General features: G+C 71.5%; 21 protein-coding genes. 10 read left to right on the top strand and 11 right to left on the bottom strand.

Going from position 1 to position 21,454, the window contains the following annotated elements; genetic code table 11:
* Positions 1 to 213: 213 nt before the first annotated feature.
* From ACH4U8_RS13660 to ACH4U8_RS13645, 4 genes are all read left to right on the top strand, one after another.
* Positions 214 to 420, top strand: a complete 207-nt coding sequence (locus ACH4U8_RS13660) for a cold-shock protein (RefSeq protein ID WP_360309935.1) — start codon at positions 214 to 216, stop codon at positions 418 to 420.
* A 379-nt stretch (positions 421 to 799) separates the two neighbouring features.
* A complete protein-coding gene (locus ACH4U8_RS13655) occupies positions 800 to 2,365 on the top strand; it encodes a DEAD/DEAH box helicase (protein ID WP_395777821.1) in 1,566 nt (521 codons plus the stop codon).
* Positions 2,366 to 2,889: 524 nt separating this feature from the next.
* On the top strand, positions 2,890 to 3,354 hold the full coding sequence (locus ACH4U8_RS13650) for an ATP-binding protein (RefSeq protein ID WP_360309931.1): 465 nt from the start codon (positions 2,890 to 2,892) through the stop codon (positions 3,352 to 3,354).
* A 281-nt stretch (positions 3,355 to 3,635) separates the two neighbouring features.
* A complete protein-coding gene (locus ACH4U8_RS13645) occupies positions 3,636 to 4,154 on the top strand; it encodes a hypothetical protein (protein ID WP_379990910.1) in 519 nt (172 codons plus the stop codon).
* A 275-nt stretch (positions 4,155 to 4,429) separates the two neighbouring features.
* On the opposite strand, the gene ACH4U8_RS13640 is transcribed toward ACH4U8_RS13645, so the two are convergent.
* The 3 genes from ACH4U8_RS13640 to ACH4U8_RS13630 all read right to left on the bottom strand — a co-directional run bounded on the left by ACH4U8_RS13640 (position 4,430) and on the right by ACH4U8_RS13630 (position 7,166).
* Entirely contained in the window at positions 4,430 to 5,464 is a 1,035-nt protein-coding gene (locus ACH4U8_RS13640) for a methyltransferase (RefSeq protein ID WP_360309927.1), read from the bottom strand.
* 423 nt (positions 5,465 to 5,887) lie between these two features.
* Positions 5,888 to 6,451: a DUF6245 family protein gene (locus ACH4U8_RS13635; RefSeq protein WP_395777819.1), complete on the bottom strand. Its 564-nt coding sequence runs from the start codon at positions 6,449 to 6,451 to the stop codon at positions 5,888 to 5,890.
* 133 nt (positions 6,452 to 6,584) lie between these two features.
* Entirely contained in the window at positions 6,585 to 7,166 is a 582-nt protein-coding gene (locus ACH4U8_RS13630) for a TetR/AcrR family transcriptional regulator (protein ID WP_360309923.1), read from the bottom strand.
* Between the two features lie 101 nt (positions 7,167 to 7,267).
* Between ACH4U8_RS13630 and ACH4U8_RS13625 the strand changes: the two genes are divergently transcribed.
* Positions 7,268 to 8,443 carry a Gfo/Idh/MocA family protein gene (locus ACH4U8_RS13625; RefSeq protein ID WP_395777817.1) on the top strand — a complete coding sequence of 392 codons (1,176 nt, stop codon included), beginning with the start codon at positions 7,268 to 7,270 and terminating at the stop codon, positions 8,441 to 8,443.
* Here ACH4U8_RS13625 and ACH4U8_RS13620 read toward each other — a convergent pair.
* Positions 8,430 to 8,819: a zinc-binding dehydrogenase gene (locus tag ACH4U8_RS13620; RefSeq protein ID WP_395777815.1), complete on the bottom strand. Its 390-nt coding sequence runs from the start codon at positions 8,817 to 8,819 to the stop codon at positions 8,430 to 8,432. The genes ACH4U8_RS13625 and ACH4U8_RS13620 overlap by 14 nt on opposite strands.
* Before the next feature lie 136 nt (positions 8,820 to 8,955).
* Here ACH4U8_RS13620 and ACH4U8_RS13615 point away from each other — a divergent pair, with 136 nt between their 5' ends.
* Positions 8,956 to 9,906: a leucine-rich repeat domain-containing protein gene (locus tag ACH4U8_RS13615; RefSeq protein ID WP_395777813.1), complete on the top strand. Its 951-nt coding sequence runs from the start codon at positions 8,956 to 8,958 to the stop codon at positions 9,904 to 9,906.
* Between the two features lie 153 nt (positions 9,907 to 10,059).
* Positions 10,060 to 10,428, top strand: a complete 369-nt coding sequence (locus ACH4U8_RS13610) for a hypothetical protein (protein WP_395777811.1) — start codon at positions 10,060 to 10,062, stop codon at positions 10,426 to 10,428.
* 495 nt (positions 10,429 to 10,923) lie between these two features.
* On the opposite strand, the gene ACH4U8_RS13605 is transcribed toward ACH4U8_RS13610, so the two are convergent.
* Together ACH4U8_RS13605 and ACH4U8_RS13600 are read right to left on the bottom strand one after the other, a co-directional pair.
* On the bottom strand, positions 10,924 to 11,379 hold the full coding sequence (locus ACH4U8_RS13605; RefSeq protein ID WP_395777809.1) for a VOC family protein: 456 nt from the start codon (positions 11,377 to 11,379) through the stop codon (positions 10,924 to 10,926).
* Positions 11,380 to 11,492: 113 nt separating this feature from the next.
* Positions 11,493 to 12,470 (bottom strand): NADPH:quinone reductase, encoded by a 978-nt coding sequence (locus ACH4U8_RS13600; RefSeq protein WP_395777807.1) that lies wholly within the window; start codon positions 12,468 to 12,470, stop codon positions 11,493 to 11,495.
* 354 nt (positions 12,471 to 12,824) lie between these two features.
* Between ACH4U8_RS13600 and ACH4U8_RS13595 the strand changes: the two genes are divergently transcribed.
* A complete protein-coding gene (locus ACH4U8_RS13595) occupies positions 12,825 to 13,916 on the top strand; it encodes an AraC family transcriptional regulator ligand-binding domain-containing protein (RefSeq protein ID WP_395777805.1) in 1,092 nt (363 codons plus the stop codon).
* A 150-nt stretch (positions 13,917 to 14,066) separates the two neighbouring features.
* Here the strand turns inward: ACH4U8_RS13595 and uxaC are convergent, their stop codons facing one another.
* The 5 genes from uxaC to ACH4U8_RS13570 all read right to left on the bottom strand — a co-directional run bounded on the left by uxaC (position 14,067) and on the right by ACH4U8_RS13570 (position 18,868).
* Entirely contained in the window at positions 14,067 to 15,470 is a 1,404-nt protein-coding gene (uxaC, locus tag ACH4U8_RS13590) for a glucuronate isomerase (protein ID WP_360309905.1), read from the bottom strand.
* Positions 15,471 to 15,639: 169 nt separating this feature from the next.
* Complete coding sequence (gene larB, locus ACH4U8_RS13585) at positions 15,640 to 16,341, bottom strand: nickel pincer cofactor biosynthesis protein LarB (RefSeq protein WP_395777803.1); 702 nt, start codon at positions 16,339 to 16,341, stop codon at positions 15,640 to 15,642.
* Complete coding sequence (gene larE / locus ACH4U8_RS13580; RefSeq protein ID WP_395777801.1) at positions 16,334 to 17,179, bottom strand: ATP-dependent sacrificial sulfur transferase LarE; 846 nt, start codon at positions 17,177 to 17,179, stop codon at positions 16,334 to 16,336. The genes larB and larE overlap by 8 nt, the downstream gene beginning before the upstream one ends.
* 133 nt (positions 17,180 to 17,312) lie before the next feature.
* Positions 17,313 to 18,686, bottom strand: a complete 1,374-nt coding sequence (locus ACH4U8_RS13575; RefSeq protein WP_360309899.1) for a mannitol dehydrogenase family protein — start codon at positions 18,684 to 18,686, stop codon at positions 17,313 to 17,315.
* The gene (locus ACH4U8_RS13570; RefSeq protein WP_395777799.1) at positions 18,683 to 18,868 is read right to left on the bottom strand and encodes a hypothetical protein; all 186 of its coding nucleotides are present in this window, start codon (positions 18,866 to 18,868) and stop codon (positions 18,683 to 18,685) included. The genes ACH4U8_RS13575 and ACH4U8_RS13570 overlap by 4 nt, the downstream gene beginning before the upstream one ends.
* Before the next feature lie 99 nt (positions 18,869 to 18,967).
* Here ACH4U8_RS13570 and ACH4U8_RS13565 point away from each other — a divergent pair, with 99 nt between their 5' ends.
* Together ACH4U8_RS13565 and larC are read left to right on the top strand one after the other, a co-directional pair.
* Positions 18,968 to 20,197, top strand: a complete 1,230-nt coding sequence (locus ACH4U8_RS13565; RefSeq protein ID WP_360309895.1) for a lactate racemase domain-containing protein — start codon at positions 18,968 to 18,970, stop codon at positions 20,195 to 20,197.
* On the top strand, positions 20,194 to 21,429 hold the full coding sequence (larC, locus tag ACH4U8_RS13560) for a nickel pincer cofactor biosynthesis protein LarC (RefSeq protein WP_395777798.1): 1,236 nt from the start codon (positions 20,194 to 20,196) through the stop codon (positions 21,427 to 21,429). The genes ACH4U8_RS13565 and larC overlap by 4 nt, the downstream gene beginning before the upstream one ends.
* The last annotated feature ends 25 nt before the right edge of the window (positions 21,430 to 21,454 follow it).

Raw genomic sequence — 21,454 nt, 5'->3', positions numbered from 1 at the left:
CCGGTCGGGTGGTGGCGTCCGCGAAGGCGTCGGTATCCGTGCTACGTTGATCCCAGTTGCAGTTGTGGTACCCATGAACTTTGTGTGCACCTGACGGGCGTGTTCCGTGGGTGCATTTTTTGTTTGGCCGGTCATCTCCGGATGGGCCCCAGGCGGCGACGCGGAATCACACCATGTGGATCCGGCACTGCTCCCCCAATGAAGGAGAACGATATGGCGACCACCGGCACCGTGAAGTGGTTCAACGCGGAAAAGGGCTTCGGCTTCATCGAGCAGGACGGTGGCGGCCCCGACGTCTTCGCCCACTACTCGAACATTTCCGCCCAGGGCTTCCGTGAGCTCCAGGAGGGCCAGAAGGTCTCCTTCGACGTCACCCAGGGCCAGAAGGGCCCGCAGGCCGAGAACATCGTCCCGGCCTGACGCCTTTCGGCGCCCCCGTGCGAGGGCTCGCCACCATAAGGTCGCGAGCCCTCGCACGGCGTTCGTATCCGTATTTCCGCCGCCGGCCGCTCGTCCCTCTTCCCGGGGTCGTGGTGCCGGCAGGCGACGCAGTGTCCCCGCCCGGTGGGCGGTAGTAGCCGACGGCTTATGGCCGCGCTCCGCCCATCGCCCCCGGACTTTGCAGTCCGTTCGAACCGGCATCCCTGTTCCGACGGCGCCGCGCCTTTCGAAGTGTCTTTGCGTGAATTTCCGCGCCCACTTCATATCTGCTTTTCATTTCGGCTCGTTCTCGTGACGCCTTGCGCGGCTTTCGGCTGCCGGGTCTCCGCGGTACGCGCCGTGTCGAGGAAGGTTCCCCGTGAACCCGAACGCCCGCTCCACCTCTTCTTCGTACGGTTCCTCCTCCCGCGGCCGTAGCGGCGGCTCCGGCGGCTACGCCCGCTCGACCGCCGATGGCGGCGGCAGCGGCTACGGCCGTTCCGGTGCCTCGGGGCGCTCCGGCGGCTACGGCCGTTCGGGCGGTTCCGGCGGATACGGTGGTTCCGGCCGTCGTTCCTCGGGTGCGCGGGGGGAGTTCGCGCTTCCGGTGACCGTCACTCCGGCGCTGCCGGCCGTGGCCTCCTTCGCCGAGTTGGACATGCCGTCCGAGTTGCTGACGACGCTGACCGGTCTGGGTATGACCGAGCCGTTCCCGATCCAGGCCGCGACGCTGCCGAACTCGCTGGTCGGCCGCAACGTGCTGGGCCGGGGCCGGACCGGATCGGGCAAGACCCTGGCCTTCGGCCTGGCGCTGCTCGCCCGGACCAGCGGCCGGCGCGCCGAGCCCAGGCACCCGCTCGCGCTGGTGTTGGTACCCACCCGTGAATTGGCCCAGCAGGTCACCGAAGCCCTTACCCCGTACGCCCGTTCGCTGCGGATGCGGATGGCCGCGGTGACCGGCGGCATGCCGATCGGCCGCCAGATCGGCGCGCTGCGGGCCGGCGCCGAGGTGGTCGTGGCCACGCCCGGTCGCCTCAAGGACCTCCTGGACCGCGGCGCGTGCGTGCTGACCGACGTCGACATCACCGTCCTGGACGAGGCCGACCAGATGGCGGACATGGGCTTCATGCCCCAGGTCACCGAACTGCTGGACCGGGTACGCCCCGACGGGCAGCGGATGTTGTTCTCGGCCACCCTGGACCGCAACGTCGACCTGTTGGTGCGCAAGTATCTGCACGACCCCGTGGTGCACTCGGTCGACCCGTCCGCGGGAGCGGTCACCACGATGGAGCACCACGTGCTGCACGTGCAGGGTTCGGACAAGAACGCCACGACCACGCACATCGCCGCCCGCGACGGCCGAGTGATCATGTTCCTGGACACCAAGCACGCGGTCGACCGGCTCACCACGCACCTGCTCGACAGCGGCATCCGCGCCGCCGCGCTGCACGGCGGCAAGTCCCAGCCCGAGCGCACCCGCACGCTGACCCGGTTCAAGTCCGGCCACGTCACGGTCCTGGTGGCCACCAACGTCGCCGCGCGCGGCATCCACGTGGACAACCTCGACCTGGTCGTCAACGTCGACCCGCCCAGCGACCACAAGGACTACCTGCACCGCGGCGGTCGGACCGCACGCGCCGGCGAGTCCGGCAGCGTGGTCACCCTGGTCCTGCCCGGCGAGCGCCGCCGGATGGTCCGCCTGATGTCCGACGCCGGCATCACTCCGCAGATCACCCAGGTCCGCTCCGGCGAGGCCGAACTGACCCGGATCACCGGCGCCCAGGCACCCTCCGGAATCCCGGTCGTCATCACCGCGCCCGTGGTGGACCGCCCCCGCCGCACCGGCTCCGGTTCCTCCTCGCGCGGACGCCGCAGCGGCACCGCCCAGGCCCGCCGGTCCGGCGCCGCCGCCCGCCCCGCACCCCGCGTGGCCACCGCCGTCTGACCCGCGCCCCGCGACACCCGGCCCCGAAGCGCCGGCCGCCCACCCACGAACGGGTGAGCGCGGCCCGGCACTTCGGGGCCGTTCGCCGTCCCGGACACCTCGACGGCGCGCCGCCGGCGATTCTCGGGCGACCACGATCCTCGATCGGGCCTCGATCGGCGAGCAGTTCGGTCCGCAGCCTGATCACGGTCCGGCCGGGCAATCGGGAGACCTGCATCCGGGAAATGCCCAGGTGTGCGCCGATCCACTCGAACGGGCGACGCTTGGAGGATCGGCGGCAGGGCAGTCGTGCGGGCAGGACCATCGGCACGGGACAGGTGGGCGAGGTCATGGCCCCGCCGAGAAGCTGTGACCTCCCCCACCGGCTCCTGCCGCACGCCCACGACTCACCGGGAGGAGGGCAGGAGGTGCTTCTCGTCGGGTGGTTCCGGCGCCGACTTCGAGCAGAAGCAGTATTCACCGTCCGCCCCCAAGCCCCGAGGAAGATGATGTCTCGACTTCGTGGTCCCCTCGTCCGGTGGCGCGTGCCACGACAGACCGGTGCCTCGTCGCGGGCACGAAACGCGGTGCGGACCACGCTCGCCGGCTGGGCCTGGGACGAGGAGCACATCGAGGCGGTCGTCCTGGTCGTCTCGGAACTGCTGACCAACGCGCACCTGCACACCGACGGCGAGGTGCGACTGGCCCTGCGCCGAACCCGACGTGGCGTCCGGCTGTCCGTTACGGACACCGATCCCCGCATGCCGATGCGCCGGAACACCGGCCCCGAACACGAGGGTGGCTTCGGCCTGCACATCCTCGACACGATCACCACCGGCTGGGGCGTCAGGACACACCGGTCCGACAAGACCGTCTGGGCCGACATCGACGCCCCTCGCCCGCACGCGAGACGCCCCCCGTGGCTGCTTCGCGTCCGGTCGAAGGCCGCCTCGGCCCGAGCGTCCCTCGGCCGAGGCCGGCGCGCGGCCCTGACTGCGGCCCCCGAGTAGCCGGGCCGGGTCGCCCGGCCACCACGACCGAAATCCGGACGGTATTACCGGAACACCGGCTATGGACATGCCGTTTCGGCGCGAATACAGTGCGTTCGGGGCCCGCCGAGCAGAAAATGCACGAGGGCGCGGAAAGTGTGGATGGCGGCTGCCGAGAACCCTGCCGTCCGACGCCGCAAGTACCGAACGGAACGCATTCCTCCGGCCCCGTATCCAGTGCCGCAAGATCGCCGGAAGCACTTGAGCCGAACCACGTCGCGACACGCCCGGACGGAAGGAGAATGACCATCATGTCGTTGTCTGCAACCGACCTCGCAAAGGCAGAAAAAACTCCGATCACGATTCGTTCGACATTCTTCCAGAACATCTACCTGCGCATGGACGGCACCGGTGTGGCCACCTCGACGAACAACGGAGCCGGGACGGTCAACTGTCAGTACGGCCCCGGCGCCTGGACGACGTACAAGGTCCACCCGCAGACCGACGGTTCGTATGCCTTCGAGTCGGCGGCCTTCCCGAACGTGTTCCTGCGCATGGACGGCACCGGGGTCCCCGCCACCATGGCCGGAGGCGGGACGGTCAACTGTCAATACGGCGCCGGCCCCTATGAGAAATTCAAGGCCCGCGCCCAGGCCGACGGTTCCTTCTCCTTCGAGTCGGCGGCCTTCCCGGGCACGTATCTGCGTCTGGTGACCGGCAGCGGAGTGACCGCCGCCACCGGGCCCGGCGGAACGGTGAACTGCCAAGTCAACGCCAACGGCGGCGAGAACGAGAAGTTCTTTCTCGACATAGCGCAGTGATCGACTCGTTCGGTGGGAATCCCCCGGGCTCTCGCAGGAGCGTATGCGACGCCGGATGGGCCGCTGGTGGATTTCGGAAGCAGCCGCTTTTCGACGACCCCACCGAACGTGCCGTGCGATGCGGTTCATGACGGCATTCGGACCTCGCCGGTGCCATTCCTCGAAAAGCCCTCCCGAGAGGCGTCGCCACCGGGCGCCGCGCGCATGCCCCCGTGCCCGATCGGGCACGGGGGCATGCGCGCACGGTCACCCGCGATCGCGACCCTGGTCGAACTTCACGCCGGCTCGCCGGTGGTGCCTTCGACGATCGACAGCACCGTCGGGGTCGCAATGACCCGGTTCAGCCGTAGGTCCGCCGCGTCGAACAGACGGGCGAAGTCCGCCTCGGTGCGCTCGCGGCCGACCAGGGACGCCATCATCATCAGGTCCAGGGCTTTGCCTTGATGGGGTTCGTTGCCCTGGGGCAGGACCGCGTCGACGACGAGGACCCGGCCTCGGGGGCCCATCGCCCGGCGGCAGTTGCGCAGGATCCTTACGCACTGCTCGTCGTCCCAGTCGTGCAGGATGCGCTTGAGAAGGTGGATGTCGCCGGCCGGGACCGAGGCGAAGAAGTCGCCCTCCACCGTCTCCCAGCGGCCCGCCAGGTCCCGGACATCGAGACGGTGGCCCGCCAGGACGTGGGCCTGGTCGTACAGAACGCCCCGCAGGCCCGGTCCGGTTCGCAGTGCGGCGAGCAGGAAACCTCCGTAACCGCCGCCCACGTCCACGATCGTGGCTGCCTCGGGGAAGGCGTAGCCGTCGGCGATGGGAACGTTCTCCGCCTCCGACATGGCGGCCATGCCCGCATGGAAGACGGCAGCGGTCTGCCCGTCCTGGGCGAAGTGGTCGAAGAACGGCATTCCGAAGATGTCGTCGAAGGCCGAGGAACCCGTTTCCAGGCACCGGGTCATCTCCCCGCTCGGCAGCCACATCGTCCGGTCGGTCAGCATCAGCACGGCCGAGCGCACCGACACGGGCGCGTCGGAACGCAGCGAGTCTCCCGCCGGGGTCAGCCGGAAACGACCGCGGTCGTCCTGTTCGAACAGACCTCGGGTGGCCAGCAATCGCAATACCCGGTACAGATTCCGTGTCTCGGTGCCCGTCAACCGTGCCAGTTCCGCCGCGTCGCGGGGTCCTTCGGTCAGGTGGTCCGCCACTCCGACCGCTGCGGCGGCACGTAACGCGGCGGGATACAGAAACCCCAGGGCTTCCTCGATGACGAGGGCGGCACTGCGCCGCCCACGCGCCGACTCGCCGGAATCATGGTTCATGGACATTGCCTCCGAACGCCGATGCCATTGGTGTCGGATGGGAGCACGAGAACAGCTCTCGTGGCGCGGTGGGTGCCCTGTGGCTCTTGCCCGACTCGCCCGACACCGCGCCCCCCTTCCCCGACCTCACGGTGCGAGTTCCCATCATGACGTTCGGTGAAGATCAACGGGAGTCCTCGACCGAGGAACTCCGGTGCCGACCCACGGGCGGCCTGTAGGCCCAGACCAGGCGTTCGCTCTCCTCGGCGGCCCCGCCCGCTCGTCACGTCGACGGACGTCCCGAACGTCGACGGACGGCATGGCGCCGGCTGCTCGGCTGCGTGGCTGCTCGGCTGCTCGGCTGCTCGGCTGCTCGGCTGCGTGGCGGATCCTCGCGGCTGTGGTGCGGTTCCCCCGGCATGCGGTGGAGGCGTGCTCGTAGGACTACGAGCCGGCCGACTCGACCATGTCCAGCATGATGTCGGCGTTGTCGATGGCGGCCACCAGTAGTTCCCGGGCCGCCTTCACCACGCCCATCTGGGCGGCGATGGTTTCCACGTCGCCGGTCGCGGTCGCCTCGTCGACTGCGGCGATCACGCCCAGCATCACGTGCAGCGCCTCGGCGGCGTGCGAGGCCGACACCACGACCGGCCCGGCGTCCGGGATCTTGGCGATCCAGTAGAGCGGGATGCCGGCCCGCCGGACCTGCCAGCCCAGGAAGGCCATCTGCCTCGCCGCGTCGTCCCAGGCGTCGGCGGCCTTGATTTGCTCCAACCATGCGACGAACAACTCCTCGCTGTCCCCCGCGACTTCGTCGGCGAGCTTCGCCTGCCCCTGCACCGCGCCCAGCAGGGTGTTGAGCAGCCGCAGCCGGTAGGCGTCGACGCCGGCGGACGGTGCGGCGTTTTCGGCATGTTCGGCGGGTGTGTTGTCGTCGTCGTAGATGCCCAACGCGGCCAAGGCCGCACCGATCTGTTCCACCGTCACGGGAGTCTCTGCGCTCTTCATACCGGCACGCTACCCGCCCCGCCCGGGAGCCAACAGGGCGCCCAGCGGCAGCGGTTGCCGATCCCGTGTCGGATCGGCTACTCGGATGACATCGCCACCGGGCATACGACACGGATTCGCGAACCCACGGCGCTCAGTCGTCGAGCAGTCCCCGCAAGGCGAGTTCCGCGACGGCGCGCAGTTCCCCGCCGCCCCGGCCCGCGGCGGCCTGCACGGCGATGCCGTCGGTGAGGGTGTGGACGAGTTGGGCGAGCGTCGCGGCGTTCGTGCCCCGGGGCAGGTCGGGCGCGTTCTCGAAGCGGCGGCGCAGCGCCGCCTCGCCGGCCTTGCGGCGGCGGACGGCGTCGTCGCGCACCGGCCCGGCATCGGGGCCACAGGCGTGGACGCCTTTGACGGTGAGGCAGCCGTGCGGGGTGTCCGCGCCGGTGGTGAGTTCGATGCTGCCGAACACGAGGCGCTCGACGACGGCGCGGATGGTGGGTTCGTCGAGTGCCTCGGCGGCGAAGGCGCCGGGGCCGGCGAAGTAGCGGTCGAGCGCCTTGGCGAAGAGTTGCTCCTTGTTGCCGTATACGGCGTACAGGCTGGGCTTGTTGATGCCCATCGCGGCGGTGAGTTCGGCGAGCGATGTGCCTTCGTAGCCCTGTTGCCAGAACAGTTCCAGCGCACGGTCGAGTGCCGTGTCGGGGTTGAACGAGCGTGGGCGTCCCCCTGGCATCGCGGCCTCCTCCAATTTTGTACCTGTCGGTATTCTACTCCTTGCGCAGGCGCCTGGCACCCAGTTGAATACCGATCGGTATAAAACTTGGGAGGCCAGTCATGATCAGAGTCGGCGTGGTCGGAGCGAGCGGTTGGGCGTCCGGTACGCACCTGCCCGCGCTGGTGCGACTGCCGCAGTTCCGGGTGACCGCGGTCGCCACCACCAACCGGGCCAGTGCCGAGCGCGTCGCCGCCGAGCACGGTGTGTCGCACGCGCTGACCGACGCGGCGGCGTTGGCCGCCCATCCCGAGGTCGACCTGGTCGTGGTCTCCGTCAAGGCGCCCGCGCACGCCGAGGTCATCACAGCCGCGCTCGAACACGGCAAGCACGTGGTCTCCGAATGGCCGCTGGGCGTGGATGTCGACCAGGCACGCGAGTTGGCGGCAGCGGCGGACGCGGCCGGTGTACGGCACGCCGTCGTCCTACAGGGTCACCACTCCCCCGACGCCCGCTTCGTGGCCGACCTGCTCGCGGACGGCCGGATCGGCCGGCTCGAAGCGGCGGTCATGGTCGCCGACGGCGATCCGTTCGGGGGCGCGACGATCCCGGCGGAGCTGGCCTGGACGCTGGACCCCGCGGGCGGCACGTCGATTCTGCCGATCATGGCCGGGCACTTCCTCGCCACGCTGGAGCGGATCGTCGGGCCGCTGACCGAAGTGTCCGCGCGGTTGCCGGGCGCGGGCGAGCCCGTACGGATCGCGGGCACCACCGAGGACGTCGTCAATCGCAACCCGCGTCACGTGCTCCTGCAGGGGCGACTCGCAGGCGGCGCCGAAACGTCCGTCGCCGTCCTCGGCGGGGACCGGCCGAGCCGGGTCGGATTCTCGATCCGACTCGTGGGCACGGGAGGAACATTGACGATCGCCCCGCGTCGGCGGGGGGAATACCTGCACTGGACCGACTGGGACATCGACCTCGATGGCGAAGCTGTCGCCGTACCCGATGCCTACCGCACGGCTCCTCCCGGGATCCCACCCGGCCCGGCGACACGGATCGCGGCGCTGTACCAGGAGTTCGCCCGAGCACTCGCGGAACAGCGGCGTCCCCGACCGGACTTCGCCGACGCGGTGCGGCAACACGCCGTGCTCGCGGCGATCCGGCGCTCGGCGGCGAGTGGCACGCTTGAGCGGATTGCCGTGGACTGGATCCGGGGCCGGCCCACCGGGGAGCAGCGTTCGAGCGTCGTCCCCGGCGGCGCGCCGTCGTCCGCCCCCGGGCCGGTCAGGGGCGGATGACGTAGCGGCCGCGGAGGCCGCCCTCGGCGGTGGCCCGGTGGGCGTCGGCGGCCCGGTCCAGGGGGACGACGGCGTGGACGCGGGTCGGGAGATCGCCGGCGGCGGCGCGGGCGAGGAGATCGGCGAGGCGGGTGCGGTCGGATGCGGTGACCAAGGAGATGACCGAGATGCCGCGCTCGCCCGCGGGTTCGAGGCCGGGCCGCAGGCCGACGTAGGCGCCGCCGTCGCGGACCGGTTCGAGGGCCCGGCCATCGAGTTGCGCGGGGTCCACGACCGCGTCCCATTCCGGCTCGGCGTGTGCGGTGAAGTCGACGCCGAGGCCGCTGACGAACTCCTCGCCCACCGGGAGGAACACCACCGCGCGGCAGCCGAACACTGAGCCTGCTCTTCGAACCGGCGGCCCGACGAACCGGGGCCGGCGGCGTTCCGCGCGTCGAGTCCACGCCGACCGACGCGAACGCGAGGCACCCGATCCCCACGTCCAACCTCGCCTGAGCCCTACTGTGGGCTGTGTGGAATGGGGAGAGTGGCAGCAGCCGGCGTATGACAGGGTGGCGACCGAACTTTCCCGCGCCGACCCGGATATCGAGGTCGTCCGCATCAGCGAATGCGACCTGCCCGCACTACCGGACGAGCTGTGGCGCTTGCAGCGGCTGCGCCACCTTGCCGTCCATGCCGACTACCTCCACGAGATTCCCGCCGCGATCGGGCGACTGACGCGGCTGGAGAGTTTGCAGATCTCCGCACCGATCACCGCCCTGCCGCCGCAGATCGGCCTCCTCGCCAAGCTGCGCGAGCTGACCGTCACCAGCGGCGAACTCGCCGAACTGCCCGTCACGACCGGCGAGCTCCGCCGGCTGGAAGTCCTGCAGGCCCAATCCGCGCCGCTGAAGGCCATCCCGGCGGAACTCGGCCGACTCGTGTCCCTGCGCCGCCTGGCGCTGAACGGCAGTTCACTGGAAACCGGCGGAATCCCGGCGGCGCTGTGGGAACTCGCCGAACTGCGCGAACTGTCCATACCGGACTGCCGGGTCGACGAACTGCCGCCGGGCATCGGGAATCTCCGCGCGCTACGCGACCTCGATCTCGGCAACGGAATCCTCTGCGACGACGACGGGCTGTGGTCCGCCCCACCCGCCGACCTGTGGGGCCTGACCGCGCTCGAAACACTGATCCTCCCGTTGAGCGGCCTCACCGACATTCCGTCTTCCATCGGGCGCATGACCCGGCTCCGGTACCTGGACCTCAGCACCTGTGATGTGCGTGAACTCCCGCCGGAGACGACCCGCCTCGCCGGCCTGGAGCACCTCGACCTGAGCTGGAGCCTGGTGCGTGCCGTGGACCCGGCCGTGCGCAGCCTGCCGCGCCTACGGGAACTCCACCTGAGTCGGCGCGCCATCGACGATCCCGGCCTGCCGCTTCGGGCCACAACAACACCGGAACACCCTCCATCGCCGGAGTGATACAACCGGCCGTGGGGTGTCACGGTCGGCCTGCTTCTCGACCCGAGCAGTGGCGCCGGGACCAGGCACCGGGAAGTCCCTCTGTTTTCCCGGGGCGGGGCGGATAGCTTCCCCAGGCCCGTCAAGTGCCCGTCCTACCCCGGAGGTTGTCCCATGAGAACGGTTGCGGGAGTGCTCGGTATCACGTATGGGCTGATCGTGGGGTCCGCCGGAGCGGCCGGGATGGTGTGGGGGCTGGTCTCCTTCGGTGACGTCGGGTGGCTGGCCTTCCTCGGCGTGTTCGTCATCGCGCTCGGCGTGGCCCTGACCCGCAATGGGTGGAAGCTGCTGAAGTGGGAGTCGGGGGCGGACGATCGGCTGATCCAGTTGCTCATGGTGCCCGCGGGCCTGTCCGGTGTGGCGATCGGCAGTATGGTGGCCAAGGCCGATCTTTCCACCGGCGCGGCACAGAACCAACTGACCGGCTTCATAACGGCCTTCGTGCTCTCGGTCGCAGCAATCCTGCTCACTTCGCGGGCTTGAGCGCCGGTCGTCGAACCGCCCCTGGGCGCCGAGCGTGCTTCTCGAGGGCAGATGCGGCTCGTGGCCGCGCGAGAGCGCCGGCCGGCCCCGTCGACCCGCATGCGGCGGCGGGTGGCGGGTTCGATGGCGATCATGCCGACCCGGGCCGGGCCACGGAGCAGTTCGGCCGGCGGATCCTCGGGGATCGGCAGTGCGTCGACGCACAGGGTGCCCGGGTGGGGAACCCGTAGGAATCCCGGGGCGCCGGTCGGTTGCGTCGCCCGGATGCGGCCCGCGCGGTCCGTGCCGCCGACGATGATCACGGGTTGGTCGGCGAGGAACGCCGCAGCGACGGGTGGGATCGTGTCGCCGATTCCGGCCGGCGCGTGGGATGCCCGACGGGTCGGACCGGCGCGCTCTTGGACGGCGATCACCCCGGGTTGGTGCTGGGTTGCCACGGCGTTCCTCCCGAATCGATGGTGCGCTCGACTGTTGCGGCGCGACCGCCGCGCGGGTCTAGAAGAAGCCGCAGGTCGGCGCACCCGCGGTGGGCGCGTCCGCCGGGTCGGCGCCGTCGGGGGCGTAGATCTCCAGACGGATGCCGTCCGGGTCGGTGAAGAAGATGCCGCCCGACGTGCCGTTCTCGCCGTGCGGCACCACGCCGTCGTACGCGAACTGCGCGTCGAGGCCGCGCAGGATCCGCTCGACGGCCTTGACCTCGTCGATGGTCTCGACCTGGAACGACAGGTGATGCAGTCCGGCGCGGTCGGCCGGGAACGCCCCCGCGCTCTGCTGCCACAGGGTGACCAGCAGTTTCCCGTCGCGGCCCAGGAAGGCGAACCGGCGATCGGCCTCCTCGCCCTCGGCTGCGACGTCGAATCCGAACACGGCCTTGTAGAAGGACACGGAACGGTCGAGGTCGGTGACGTTGAGGCCGACGTGGCCGGTCTGCAGTGCCTTGATGGTGCTCATCTCGTCCTTGCTCCTCGGATGGTGACGGGCGTGGTGACCGGAAAGAGCTTATCTAATGCTCAGAATAAACTCTATCCATTAGATGGAAAGTCTGTCGCCAGGGGTCTGGGCGTCTACGGTGTGACGACGACCCGGCCTCGGGTGGCGGGGTGTTCGGCGGCCTCGTGGGCCCGGACTATGTCGTCGAGGGCGAAGCGCCGGACATCGGGGAAGCACAGGTCGCCCGCGCACAGTGCGGCGGTGAGGTCCATCGCGGCGGCGTGGTTGGCGTGGTCCGGGAAGTCGTCGTTGCCCAAGAAGTGCACGGTGACGTTCTTGACCGCGAGCAACTGGAACGGCACCGGGGCCGGGCTGCCGCCGCTCGCGTAGGCCGCGATGGTCCCGCCGTACGCGAGAGTCTCCGACCAGGTCGCCAGGTTGTCGGTGAACGCGCAATCGGCGACCCGATGGACGCCGTCGGGCGCCAACTCCAGGATGCGCCGGGCGACCTGACCGGACGTCAGGTCGACGGCGTGATGCGCCCCCGCCGCCAACGCCCTGGCGACCTGGGCGCCCTGTCGCACCGCCGCGACCACCGTGGCCCCCGCGCGCCGGCCCACCGCCAGGGAACAGCGGCCGACCGCCCCCAGCGCACCGGTGACCACGACCGTCTGCCCGGCCACCGTCCCGTCGCCGAGGATCGCCCGGTGACCCGTGATACCCGGCCTGCCCAAGCCCGCCGCCTGGTCGAACGGGATCTGCGCCGGCAGCGCAACGGCCTGCGGGTCGGGCACCACGGTGTACTCGGCGGCGGTGCCGAACGGCCGGTAGGACTGCGCGAGGTAGACCCAGACGCGCTCCCCGAGCCGCCGTGCGTCGACACCCCGCCCCACCGCGTCGATCACTCCCGCGCCGTCGTCATGGGGGACGACCCGGGGAAACCGCATGACCGATTCCGGCGTCCCCTGCCGCTTGCGGGTGTCGCACCGATGGACGGCCGAGACGGCGACCCGGACCCGGACCTCGCCCGGCGCGGGAAACGGTGTCGGCAACTCGCCGAGGGTCAGCACGTCGCGGGCCGGACCGTGGCGCTCGTACCAGGCCGCTCGCACGACGGCTCACCACACGCCGACCGCGCGGTGCGGGTCGGCGGGCGAGGCCGACGGCCGCGTCGAATCCCGCGACGCGCCGCACGGGCTTTCGGAGAGCGCGAGGAACTTCGCAACGCTCGTGGTGAGGACTTGCACAGCAGGTTCCGTTTCACTCGGGAAGGTACGCGGCACGCCCCGTCGAGCGGCACCGCTCGGGGCCGTTCGCGGTGCGCCGCGGCTCGTTCTGTGACTCTTCGACCGTAGGGTCGCCACCCCGACCGAACGAGGGACCCGACCCGCCACCGAGGGGACGGCGGATGCCAACGAAGCCGCCGGCATCGACGCGGCGCCGATCCTGATCTAGCCTCGGACACTGTGCTCAACGGAACCGTCTCCGCCCGCATGGGGCGCTTCATGGTCGACGCCGCGCGCCAGGCAGGGATGGATCCGGCCAGGCTGGTACGGCTACCCGACGTCGGCGACGCCGTCCTGGCCGACGAGTTCGCCCGGGTGTCCACACCCACCGCGCTCCTGCTGTGGGAGCAGATCATCCTCGGACGGCCTGCGGTACACGCCGGCCTGCACGCCGTGCAACTGGCGTCGATGGGCACCTTCGGCGTGTGGGACTACCTGTTCACATCCGGCGAGACACTCGCGGAATCACTGCGCACCGGCTGCGGCTACGTCACGGTCATCGGGGATCCGGGCGCGGAGAAGCTGCATGTGAGCGACGACGGCCGCCTGTTCACCGTGACGCACTCCACCGGCCCCGCCGAACCCGATGTGGTCGCCGCCGTGGAGCAGTTCGTCCTGCCGTTGATAAGCCGCAGGGCGACCGAGGGGCTGCGGCGCCCGGTCGTCCCGGTGCGAGTCGCCTTCCGCCACGGACCGCCGCACACGCTCGGGCCGCTGACCGAGTTCCTGGGCACCCGGAACATCGAGTTCGGCGCCCCGGTCAATTCGATGACCTACCTCGCCGAGGACGCGCACGCCCCGATGCCGCGAACCCAGCCGGGCCTGCAGGACGTCCTACGCAGCCACGCGGACCTGACCATCGCATCCGCCAAGCCGGTCCTGGGCTGGCACGGAGCCTTCCGCACCACGCTCCGCGCGACCTTCCACGACCCCGACCTCTCCCTGGCCTCGGTCGCCCGGCGGATGGCACTGAGCCCGCGGACGCTGCAACGCCGGCTGGGCGAACTCGGCACCACGTGGCGCGACGAAGTGGAAGGCGTGCGCGAGGAACTCGCCATGGACCTCATCCGCGACAGCGACGTCCCCATGCGAACCATCGCGGCCCGCGCGCGCTTCAGCGACGCGCGGGCCCTGCGCCGCGCCGTGCACCGCTGGCACGGCACCACCCCGGGCGACCTGCGGCGGCGTCACGAACACCCGGCGCCCCAGGGTCGCGAGGAGCAATCCCCGGAACCGCCGACCGACCCGCCCACGCCCGGCGCACACGGGTAATCCGGTCCCGGCCCGCGCCGGCGGCGGGGGCAAGCGCGACCCGACCGACGAAGTCGCCTCTCGTCGGCCCCTGTCGCCCTGCACGAGCGGTCCCGGGTGGAGCACACCAATCGGCGCCGAACGCCCGTCGGAGTGCGAATCAGGCGGTGATCACAGCTTGAACGCCTTTCGCGGGTTGACCGTGACCAGATCCACCGCCGTCTCCAGCGCCTCGTCCTCGTCGAGTCGGTGCTCGGTGACCAGTTCGGCCAGATAGCCGCAGTCCAGCCGCCGTGACATGTCGTGTCGGGCGGGGATGGAGCAGAAGGCCCGGGTGTCGTCGACGAAGCCGGACGTCCGGGAGAATCCCGCCGTCTCGGTGACCGCGCGGCGGAACCGGCGGATGGCGTCGGGGGCGTCGAGGAACCACCACGGGGCGCCCGCGTAGACCGAGGGGTAGAACCCGGCCAACGGAGCGATCTCCCTGGTGAAGACGGTCTCGTCGAGGGTGAACAGGATCAGGTGGAATCCTTCGGCGGTTCCGTACCTCTGCAGGAGCGGACGCAGGGCGTCGGTGAACTCGGCGCGCAGCGGGATGTCGTGGCCGGTGTCGGCGCCGAACCGGTGGTGGGTGGGCGCGTGATGGTTGCGGCGCACGGACGGGTGCAGGGTCATCACGAGACCGTCGTCGCAGGACATGCGGGCCATCTCCAGCAGCATGTGCCGACGGAAGGCGACGCCCTCGGCTTCGCTCGCCGTGCCCCGCAGGGCGGCCCGGTGGATGCGGACGGCCTCGCCGTGGGTCAGCGGTTCGGTGCCCACGTCCGGGTGGCTGTGGTCGGCGGAGGTGGCGCCGTGCGCGATGAAGTGGCGTCGTCGGTCCTCCAACGCCCGGATGTAGCCGTCGTAGTCCGAGGTGTCGACGTCCGCGGCCTCGCCCAGGCGCGTCACCGCCTCGCCCCAGCCCGGACCGGGTTCCAGGTAGCGGTCGGGTCGGAAGGTGGGGAGGACCCGCGCCGTCCACTCGGGGTCGGCGGCCAGTGCCCGGTGGGCGGCCAGATCGTCCGCGGGGTCGTCGGTGGTGGCCAGCACCTCGATGCCGAAGCGGCGGAACAGTGCCCGCGGGCGGAAGGCCGGATCGGTCAGCCGCTCGGCGATCGCGTCGTAGATCCGGTCGGCCGTGGCCGCGGCGGGCCGCTCGGTCACGCCGAAGATCTCGACGAGTTCCGCCTCCATCCAGTAGCGGACCGGGGTCCCTCGGAAGACGGTCCAGTGCGCACACATCGCGCGCCACGCCCGGCGGGCCTGCTGTTCGGTCAGTGGCCCCTGGCCTACTCCGAGTTCGTCCAGCGGGACACCGCAGGCGTGCAGCAGGCGGGTGACGTAGTGGTCGGCGGAGATCAGCAGGCTCGCCGGATCACCGAACGGCTTGTCGTCGACCAGCAACCGAGGATCCACGTGACCGTGCGGCGACAGGATCGGCAGGTCGCGGACCGCTTCGTAGAGACGGCGGGCAACGGCGCGTGCTTGTGCGTCGACGGGCAGGAGCCGGTCGGGATGGAGTGAGGAGGGCATGCTCCGAATGGTTGTCCGCGGCCGGCGGCCACGGCAATCGGTTGTCATGTGTTGCCACGAGCGCTTGCCTGCGGGAGTGGGCACCGGCACCGATCGGCAAGGCCCGTCGACGACTTGGGCCCTGCGTGCGGCTCCTCGAAACCGCCGCGGACCGACCGCGGGGCGGGGCTCATTCCCCGCCGGCCGACCCCCACGACGCGGCGCCGGCCGTCGGCGTCGGGGGTGCCGCGATCTGCGCGGCGAGGTGCCCGGCCCCGAAGCCGTTGTCGATGTTGACGACCGCGACCCCGGGGCTGCACGCGTTGAGCATCGACAACAGGGGGGCCAGGCCGCCGAAGGCCGCTCCGTAGCCGACGGAGGTCGGCACCGCGACGACCGGCGCGGCGACCAGCCCCGCCACCACGCTGGGCAGCGCGCCGTCCATGCCCGCGGCAACCACGACGACCCGGGCGGAACGCAGCAGGTCGAGCATGCCGATCACGCGGTGCAGTCCGGCGACGCCCACGTCCACGGCCAGCTCGCAGCGCCGTCCCAGATAGCGGGCGGTCAACTCGGCCTCCAGCGCCACCGGGAGGTCGGAGGTGCCCGCCGCCAACACGACCACGAGACCTCCCTCCGGAGCGGGCGGTTCGGGCGGCCACACCAACAACCGGGCGTCCGACTCGTGACGGGCGTCGGGCAGTTCGGCGAGGACGGCCCGCGCGTGCTCGGGACCGGCCCGGGTGAACAACGCCACCGACCGGCCGCGTTCGCGCAGTTCGGCAGCGATCGCACCCACCTGGTCCGGAGTCTTCCCCTCGCAGAAGATCGCCTCCGGATACCCTCTGCGGTCGATCCGTTCGTGGTCGAGACGGGCGAACGATTCAGCCATGGCGAACTCCGATCAGGGAAAGCGTGAAGGCACCCGATTGCATGCCCGCGAGATCGACGGCGACCATCCGGAACCCCGCGGCACGAACCACCGCCAGAGCCGCCTCGCGCAGGTCGCCCGCGAGCGCCGCGATCTCGGCGACGGGCACCTCGATCCGTGCGACCTCGCCGTGGTGGCGCACCCGGCAGTCGCTGAAGCCCAGCTCCCGCAGGCCCCGTTCCGCCGCCTCCACCTGGCTCAGCTTCTCCGGCGTGACCTCGCTGAAGTGCGGAATCCGCGAGGCCAGACAGGGCGCGGCCGGTTTGTCCGCGCACGGCAGGTCCAACGCGGCGGCGATCCGGCGGACCGCCGCCTTGTCCAGGCCCGCGTCGGCGAGCGGGCGCAACACCCGGTGACGCATCGCGGCCCTGCCGCCGGGACGGTCCGCTCGCAGCACGTCGTCGGCGTTCTCCCCGTAGGCGACGGCCGTCAGGCCGTGCGCCCGGACCACCTCCGCGGAAATGCGGGCGAACAACTCGTCCTTGCAGTGGAAACACCGGTCGACGCCGTTGGCCCGGTAGGCCGGCAGGTCGCCCTCGTGGGTGACGACCTCGACCACCCGCGCACCGATCTTCGCGGCGACCCGCAGCGCCGCCGTGCGCTCGTCGGCGGCGAGGCTGGGCGAGACGCCGAGCACCGCGAGCACGCGGTCGGCGCCCAGCGCTCGGACGGCCAGGGCCAACAACACGGAGGAGTCCACTCCCCCGGAGAAGGCCACACCGAGCCGGCCGGGCGTGTGCAGCAGTGTTCCGACGCGGTCGGCGGCCTCGCCGTCGGGGTCGGACAATCCCGGGATCATGACGTGCTTCTCCTGTTCGAGATCGGCTCGACGGTTCGCGGCCCTCGGGTGCGCTCCGGCGGGTCCGCAGCGCGTGCGCGGCCGACGCGCGCCGCCGGTCGCGAGTGCGGACACCCTTCGTGTCGCCGCGCGGTCAGGTGAGTTCCCAGGCGCGGGCGGCGAGTGCCTCGACCAGTTCGGTGTCTTCGGCGAGGACGGGATCGAGGAAGGCCAGCACGGCGTGCGCGGAGTCGGACGGTGATGCGTTGAGGACCGGGGCGGCGGCGTCTCGTACCGGGATCCCGTTGCTGCCGAGCAGGTGCAGCATCCACGCGGCGACGATGCGGAGCGCGCCGGGCGGCATCGCCCCGGCCGTCCGCTCGGCGTAGAGCGTCGGCAGGACACGCACCGGGATCTTCTGGGCCCCGTCCTCGGCGATCTTGGCGAGGGTGTGCCGAATGCGCGGGTTCGCGAAGCGGGCCGTCAGCGCGTCCCGGTAGCCGGCCAGCGCGGTTTCCGGGAAATCCAGGTGGGTCGAGGCCTCGTGCCACCATTCGCGCACCCAGACCCGGCAGACCGGATCGGCCACGGCCTCGGCGACGGTGGCGTGCCCGCGGAACGGCGCCGCGTACGCCAGCAGCGAATGGGCACCGTTGAGCAGCGACAGTTTGCGTTCCTCGTACGGCGTGACGTCGGCGACGAAGCGGGCACCGGCGTCCTCCCAGCGGGGCCGCCCGGCGGGGAACTCACCGCTGAGCACCCACTCGGTGAACGGCTCGGTGACGACCGGGACTTCGTCCCGGCGCCCGGTCGCGTCGCGGACGGCGCTCACGTCGTCCGCGGTGGACCACGGGGTGATCCGGTCGACCATGGTGCCGACGTACGAGGCGTGCGCGGCCGCCTCGCGCCATTCGGGACGCCCGATCGCGTCCGCCAGTTCGCCGACCACCCGTGCGGTGACCTCGCCGTTTCCCGGCAGGTTGTCGCACGGCACGACCGCCACGGGGTCGCCGCCCGCGCGCCGTCTGGCGGCCAGCCCGGCCAGCAGCCGCGCGGCGACCGTCGCCACCGGGGCCTGCGGATCGGCGCGGAGTGCGGCGATATCGGCACTCACGTCGGTGCGTCGGGTGTCCAGGCCGCCCCCGGGCGCGCGGGTGTACGCCGCCTCGGTGACCGTCAGGGTGACCACCGCGAGTTCCCGCCGCCGCCAGTGGCTCAGCCACGCGGCGTGGTCGCCGCCGGCGTGCGCCGAGGTGAGCGAACCGACCACCTCGAAGCGGTCGCGGTCGGGCGCACGGGTGGCCAACGTGTAGAGCCCGTCCTGGGCGGTCAGCCGCTCGGCGATCGCGGTGCTCCGCCCGGTGAACGCCGCGATCCCCCACCGGTCGGCGTCGCCGGCGTGCTCGGTGTACCAGGCCTGATGGGCCCGGAAGAAGCCGCCCAGGCCGAGGTGGAGCATGCGTACCGGCGCGGCGGGGCGTGCGTCGAGCGCGCGGGACAGGGGCCGGGTCGCGGGTTGGGCGGTCACAGTTCGATGGCCTTTCGCGGGTTGACGTTCACCGGTTTCGCCACCGCCGCGAATGCCTCGTCCCGGTCGGGCCGGTGCGGTGACGGGGTCGGCAGGTCGCGCACCGTCTCGTACCGGTGCCGGGTGAGAGCTCGCACCCCGGGGTCGACGGGAAGCAGTCGGTGGGGGTGGAGGCTTGGCATGACGGCATGTTCGCTGCCGCCCGCCCGGCGCGGCAACCGGTTGCCATGTGTTGCCGTGGGCACTTGCACCAGGTCGCGGGCCATGGTCCTCTGGCCGCCATGACAGCACAGATCGGCGGGCCGGGCGCCGTCCTCCCCGAGGCCCGGGTGCGAGCCTTCGTCGCCGAACAACTGGCCGGCGAGGATCTCGACGGCCGGAGCGTATGCCTGGTGGTACCCGACGGCACCCGCAGTTGCCCGCTTCCGCTGCTGCTCGCCGCGGTGCACGAGGCGCTGTACGGCCGGGTCTCCCGGTTGACGGTGCTGGTCGCGCTGGGTACGCACGCGCCGATGGGCGAGGCCGAATTGGCCGCCCATGTCCCGCCGCTGCCGGGCATGACCGTCCTCAACCACGAGTGGTGGGAGCCGTCGACGTTCGCCTCGGTCGGCACGATCGGCGCCGAGCGGGTGGCCGAGTTGTCCGGCGGGCTGTTGCGCCAGGAGGTCGACGTGCGCCTCAACCGGGCCGTCGTGGAGCACGACGTGGCCCTGGTCGTCGGCCCGGTCTTCCCCCACGAAGTGGTCGGTTTCTCCGGCGGTGACAAGTACTTCTTCCCCGGCGTCGCGGGCGCCGACATCATCGACCTGTCGCACTGGCTCGGCGCCCTGATCACCAGCGCGGAGATCATCGGAACGCGCGGCATCACCCCGGTCCGCGCACTGATCCACGAGGCGGCCGCGCTGATCCCGACCCGCAGGCGCGCGCTGTGCGTGGTGGTCGAATCCGGTACCGGGGCGCTGCACTCGATGGCGTACGGGACCCCGGAGGCGGCCTGGTCGGCGGCGGCCGACGTGTCCGCGCAGGTCCACGTCCGCTACCTGGACGCCCCCGTGCGGCGGGTGGTGTCCGTGATCCCGGAGAAGTACGAGGACATCTGGACCGCGGCGAAAGGCTTCTACAAGCTCGAACCGGTCGTCGCGGACGGCGGCGAGGTCATCCTGTACGCCCCGCACGTGCGGACCATCTCCGCGATGCACCCGGAGATCGAGGAGATCGGCTACCACTGCCGCGACTACTTCACCAAGCAGTGGGACCGCTTCGAGCACCTGCACTGGGGTGTCCTGGCGCACTCCACACACCTGCGCGGCGCGGGTACGTACGACGAAGAGCGCGGCGAGCACTGCCGGTTGACCGTCACCCTCGCGACCGGCATTCCCGAGCACGTCGTCCGGGGGGCGAACCTCGGCCATCTGGACCCCGCCGCGGTGGACTTCGCGGCGCTCGCCGCCGACCCGGACACCCTCGTCGTGCCGCAAGCCGGCGAGGTCCTGCATCGGTTGCGCCCATGAGGGCCGCGTGGGTGGACGCGTCCGCCGGCATCGCCGGCGACATGCTGCTCGCCGCCCTCGTCGACGGCGGGGCCGCCTTGGGCACCGTACGTGCCGCGGTGGAGGCCGTGGTTCCCGGCGAGGTACGCCTCGACCGGACACAGGTCACCCGCGCCGGTATGCGCGCGACCCGCATCCACGTGACGCCGAGCGACGACGACCACGCCCACCGAACGTGGCGTGAGGTGCGCCGCCTCATCGAAGCGGCGCCGCTGGCCGATCCGGTCCGCGCGTCGGCACTCGCCGTCTTCGGCCGTCTCGCCGTCGCCGAGGCACACGTGCACGGCACCGGAACGGACGAGGTGCACTTCCACGAGGTGGGCGCCTGGGACTCCATCGCCGACGTCGTCGGCGTCTGTGCCGCGCTGCACGACCTCGCCGTCACCGAGCTGACGGCGGGTCCCGCGGCGTTGGGCTTCGGCCGCGTCACCACCGCCCACGGCGAACTTCCCGTCCCCGCCCCCGCGGTGGCCGAACTCGCCGCCGAGTGGCAGGTGTTCGCGGGCGGCGAGGGCGAACTCGCCACCCCCACCGGGATGGCGCTGCTCACCACCCTGGCCCGCGAGTGCGCCCCCCTGCCACCCCTGCGTCTGGAGCGAACCGGCATCGGGGCCGGCAGCCGCGACACCCCCGGACGCCCCAACGTCACCCGGGTCTTCCTCGGCACCCCGGCTCCGGCCACACCCCTGGACTCCGCCTTCGACGCCTGCGAAGCCGTCGTCCTGGAAACCAACATCGACGACCTGGACCCGCGCGCATGGCCCAGCGTGCTGGCATCCCTCATGGAGGCCGGCGCCTCGGACGCGTGGCTGACCCCGATCCTGATGAAGAAGGGCCGCCCCGCGCACACGCTCTCCGTCCTGTGCCCACCGCAGGACGCCCAACCGCTGCGTGACGCCGTCTTCCGCCTCACCACCACCCTGGGCGTGCGCGAACGGCCGGTCCGCAAAACCGAACTCCAGCGAGGCTGGACCCTCGTGGACGTCCTCGGCAGCCGCCTCCCGGTCAAGGTGGGCCACCGCGGCGGCAGAATCCTCCAGGCGACGCCCGAGTTCGGCCCCGCCGCCGCCCTCGCCGCCCGCCTCGGCCTGCCCGTCCACGTCGTCCTGGCCGCCGCCGGCACCGCCGCCCACCAGGCCGGCCTGACCTCCAGCGCCCCCACCCCGCGAACGCTCACCCCCGAACCCGCCTGAATCCGCGGCGTCGCCACCGGCACCG

The sequence above is a fragment of the Embleya sp. NPDC020886 genome, from assembly GCF_044333915.1.
Classification (GTDB): Bacteria; Actinomycetota; Actinomycetes; order Streptomycetales; family Streptomycetaceae; genus Embleya.
This window is presented reverse-complemented; position numbering and strand designations above follow the sequence as displayed.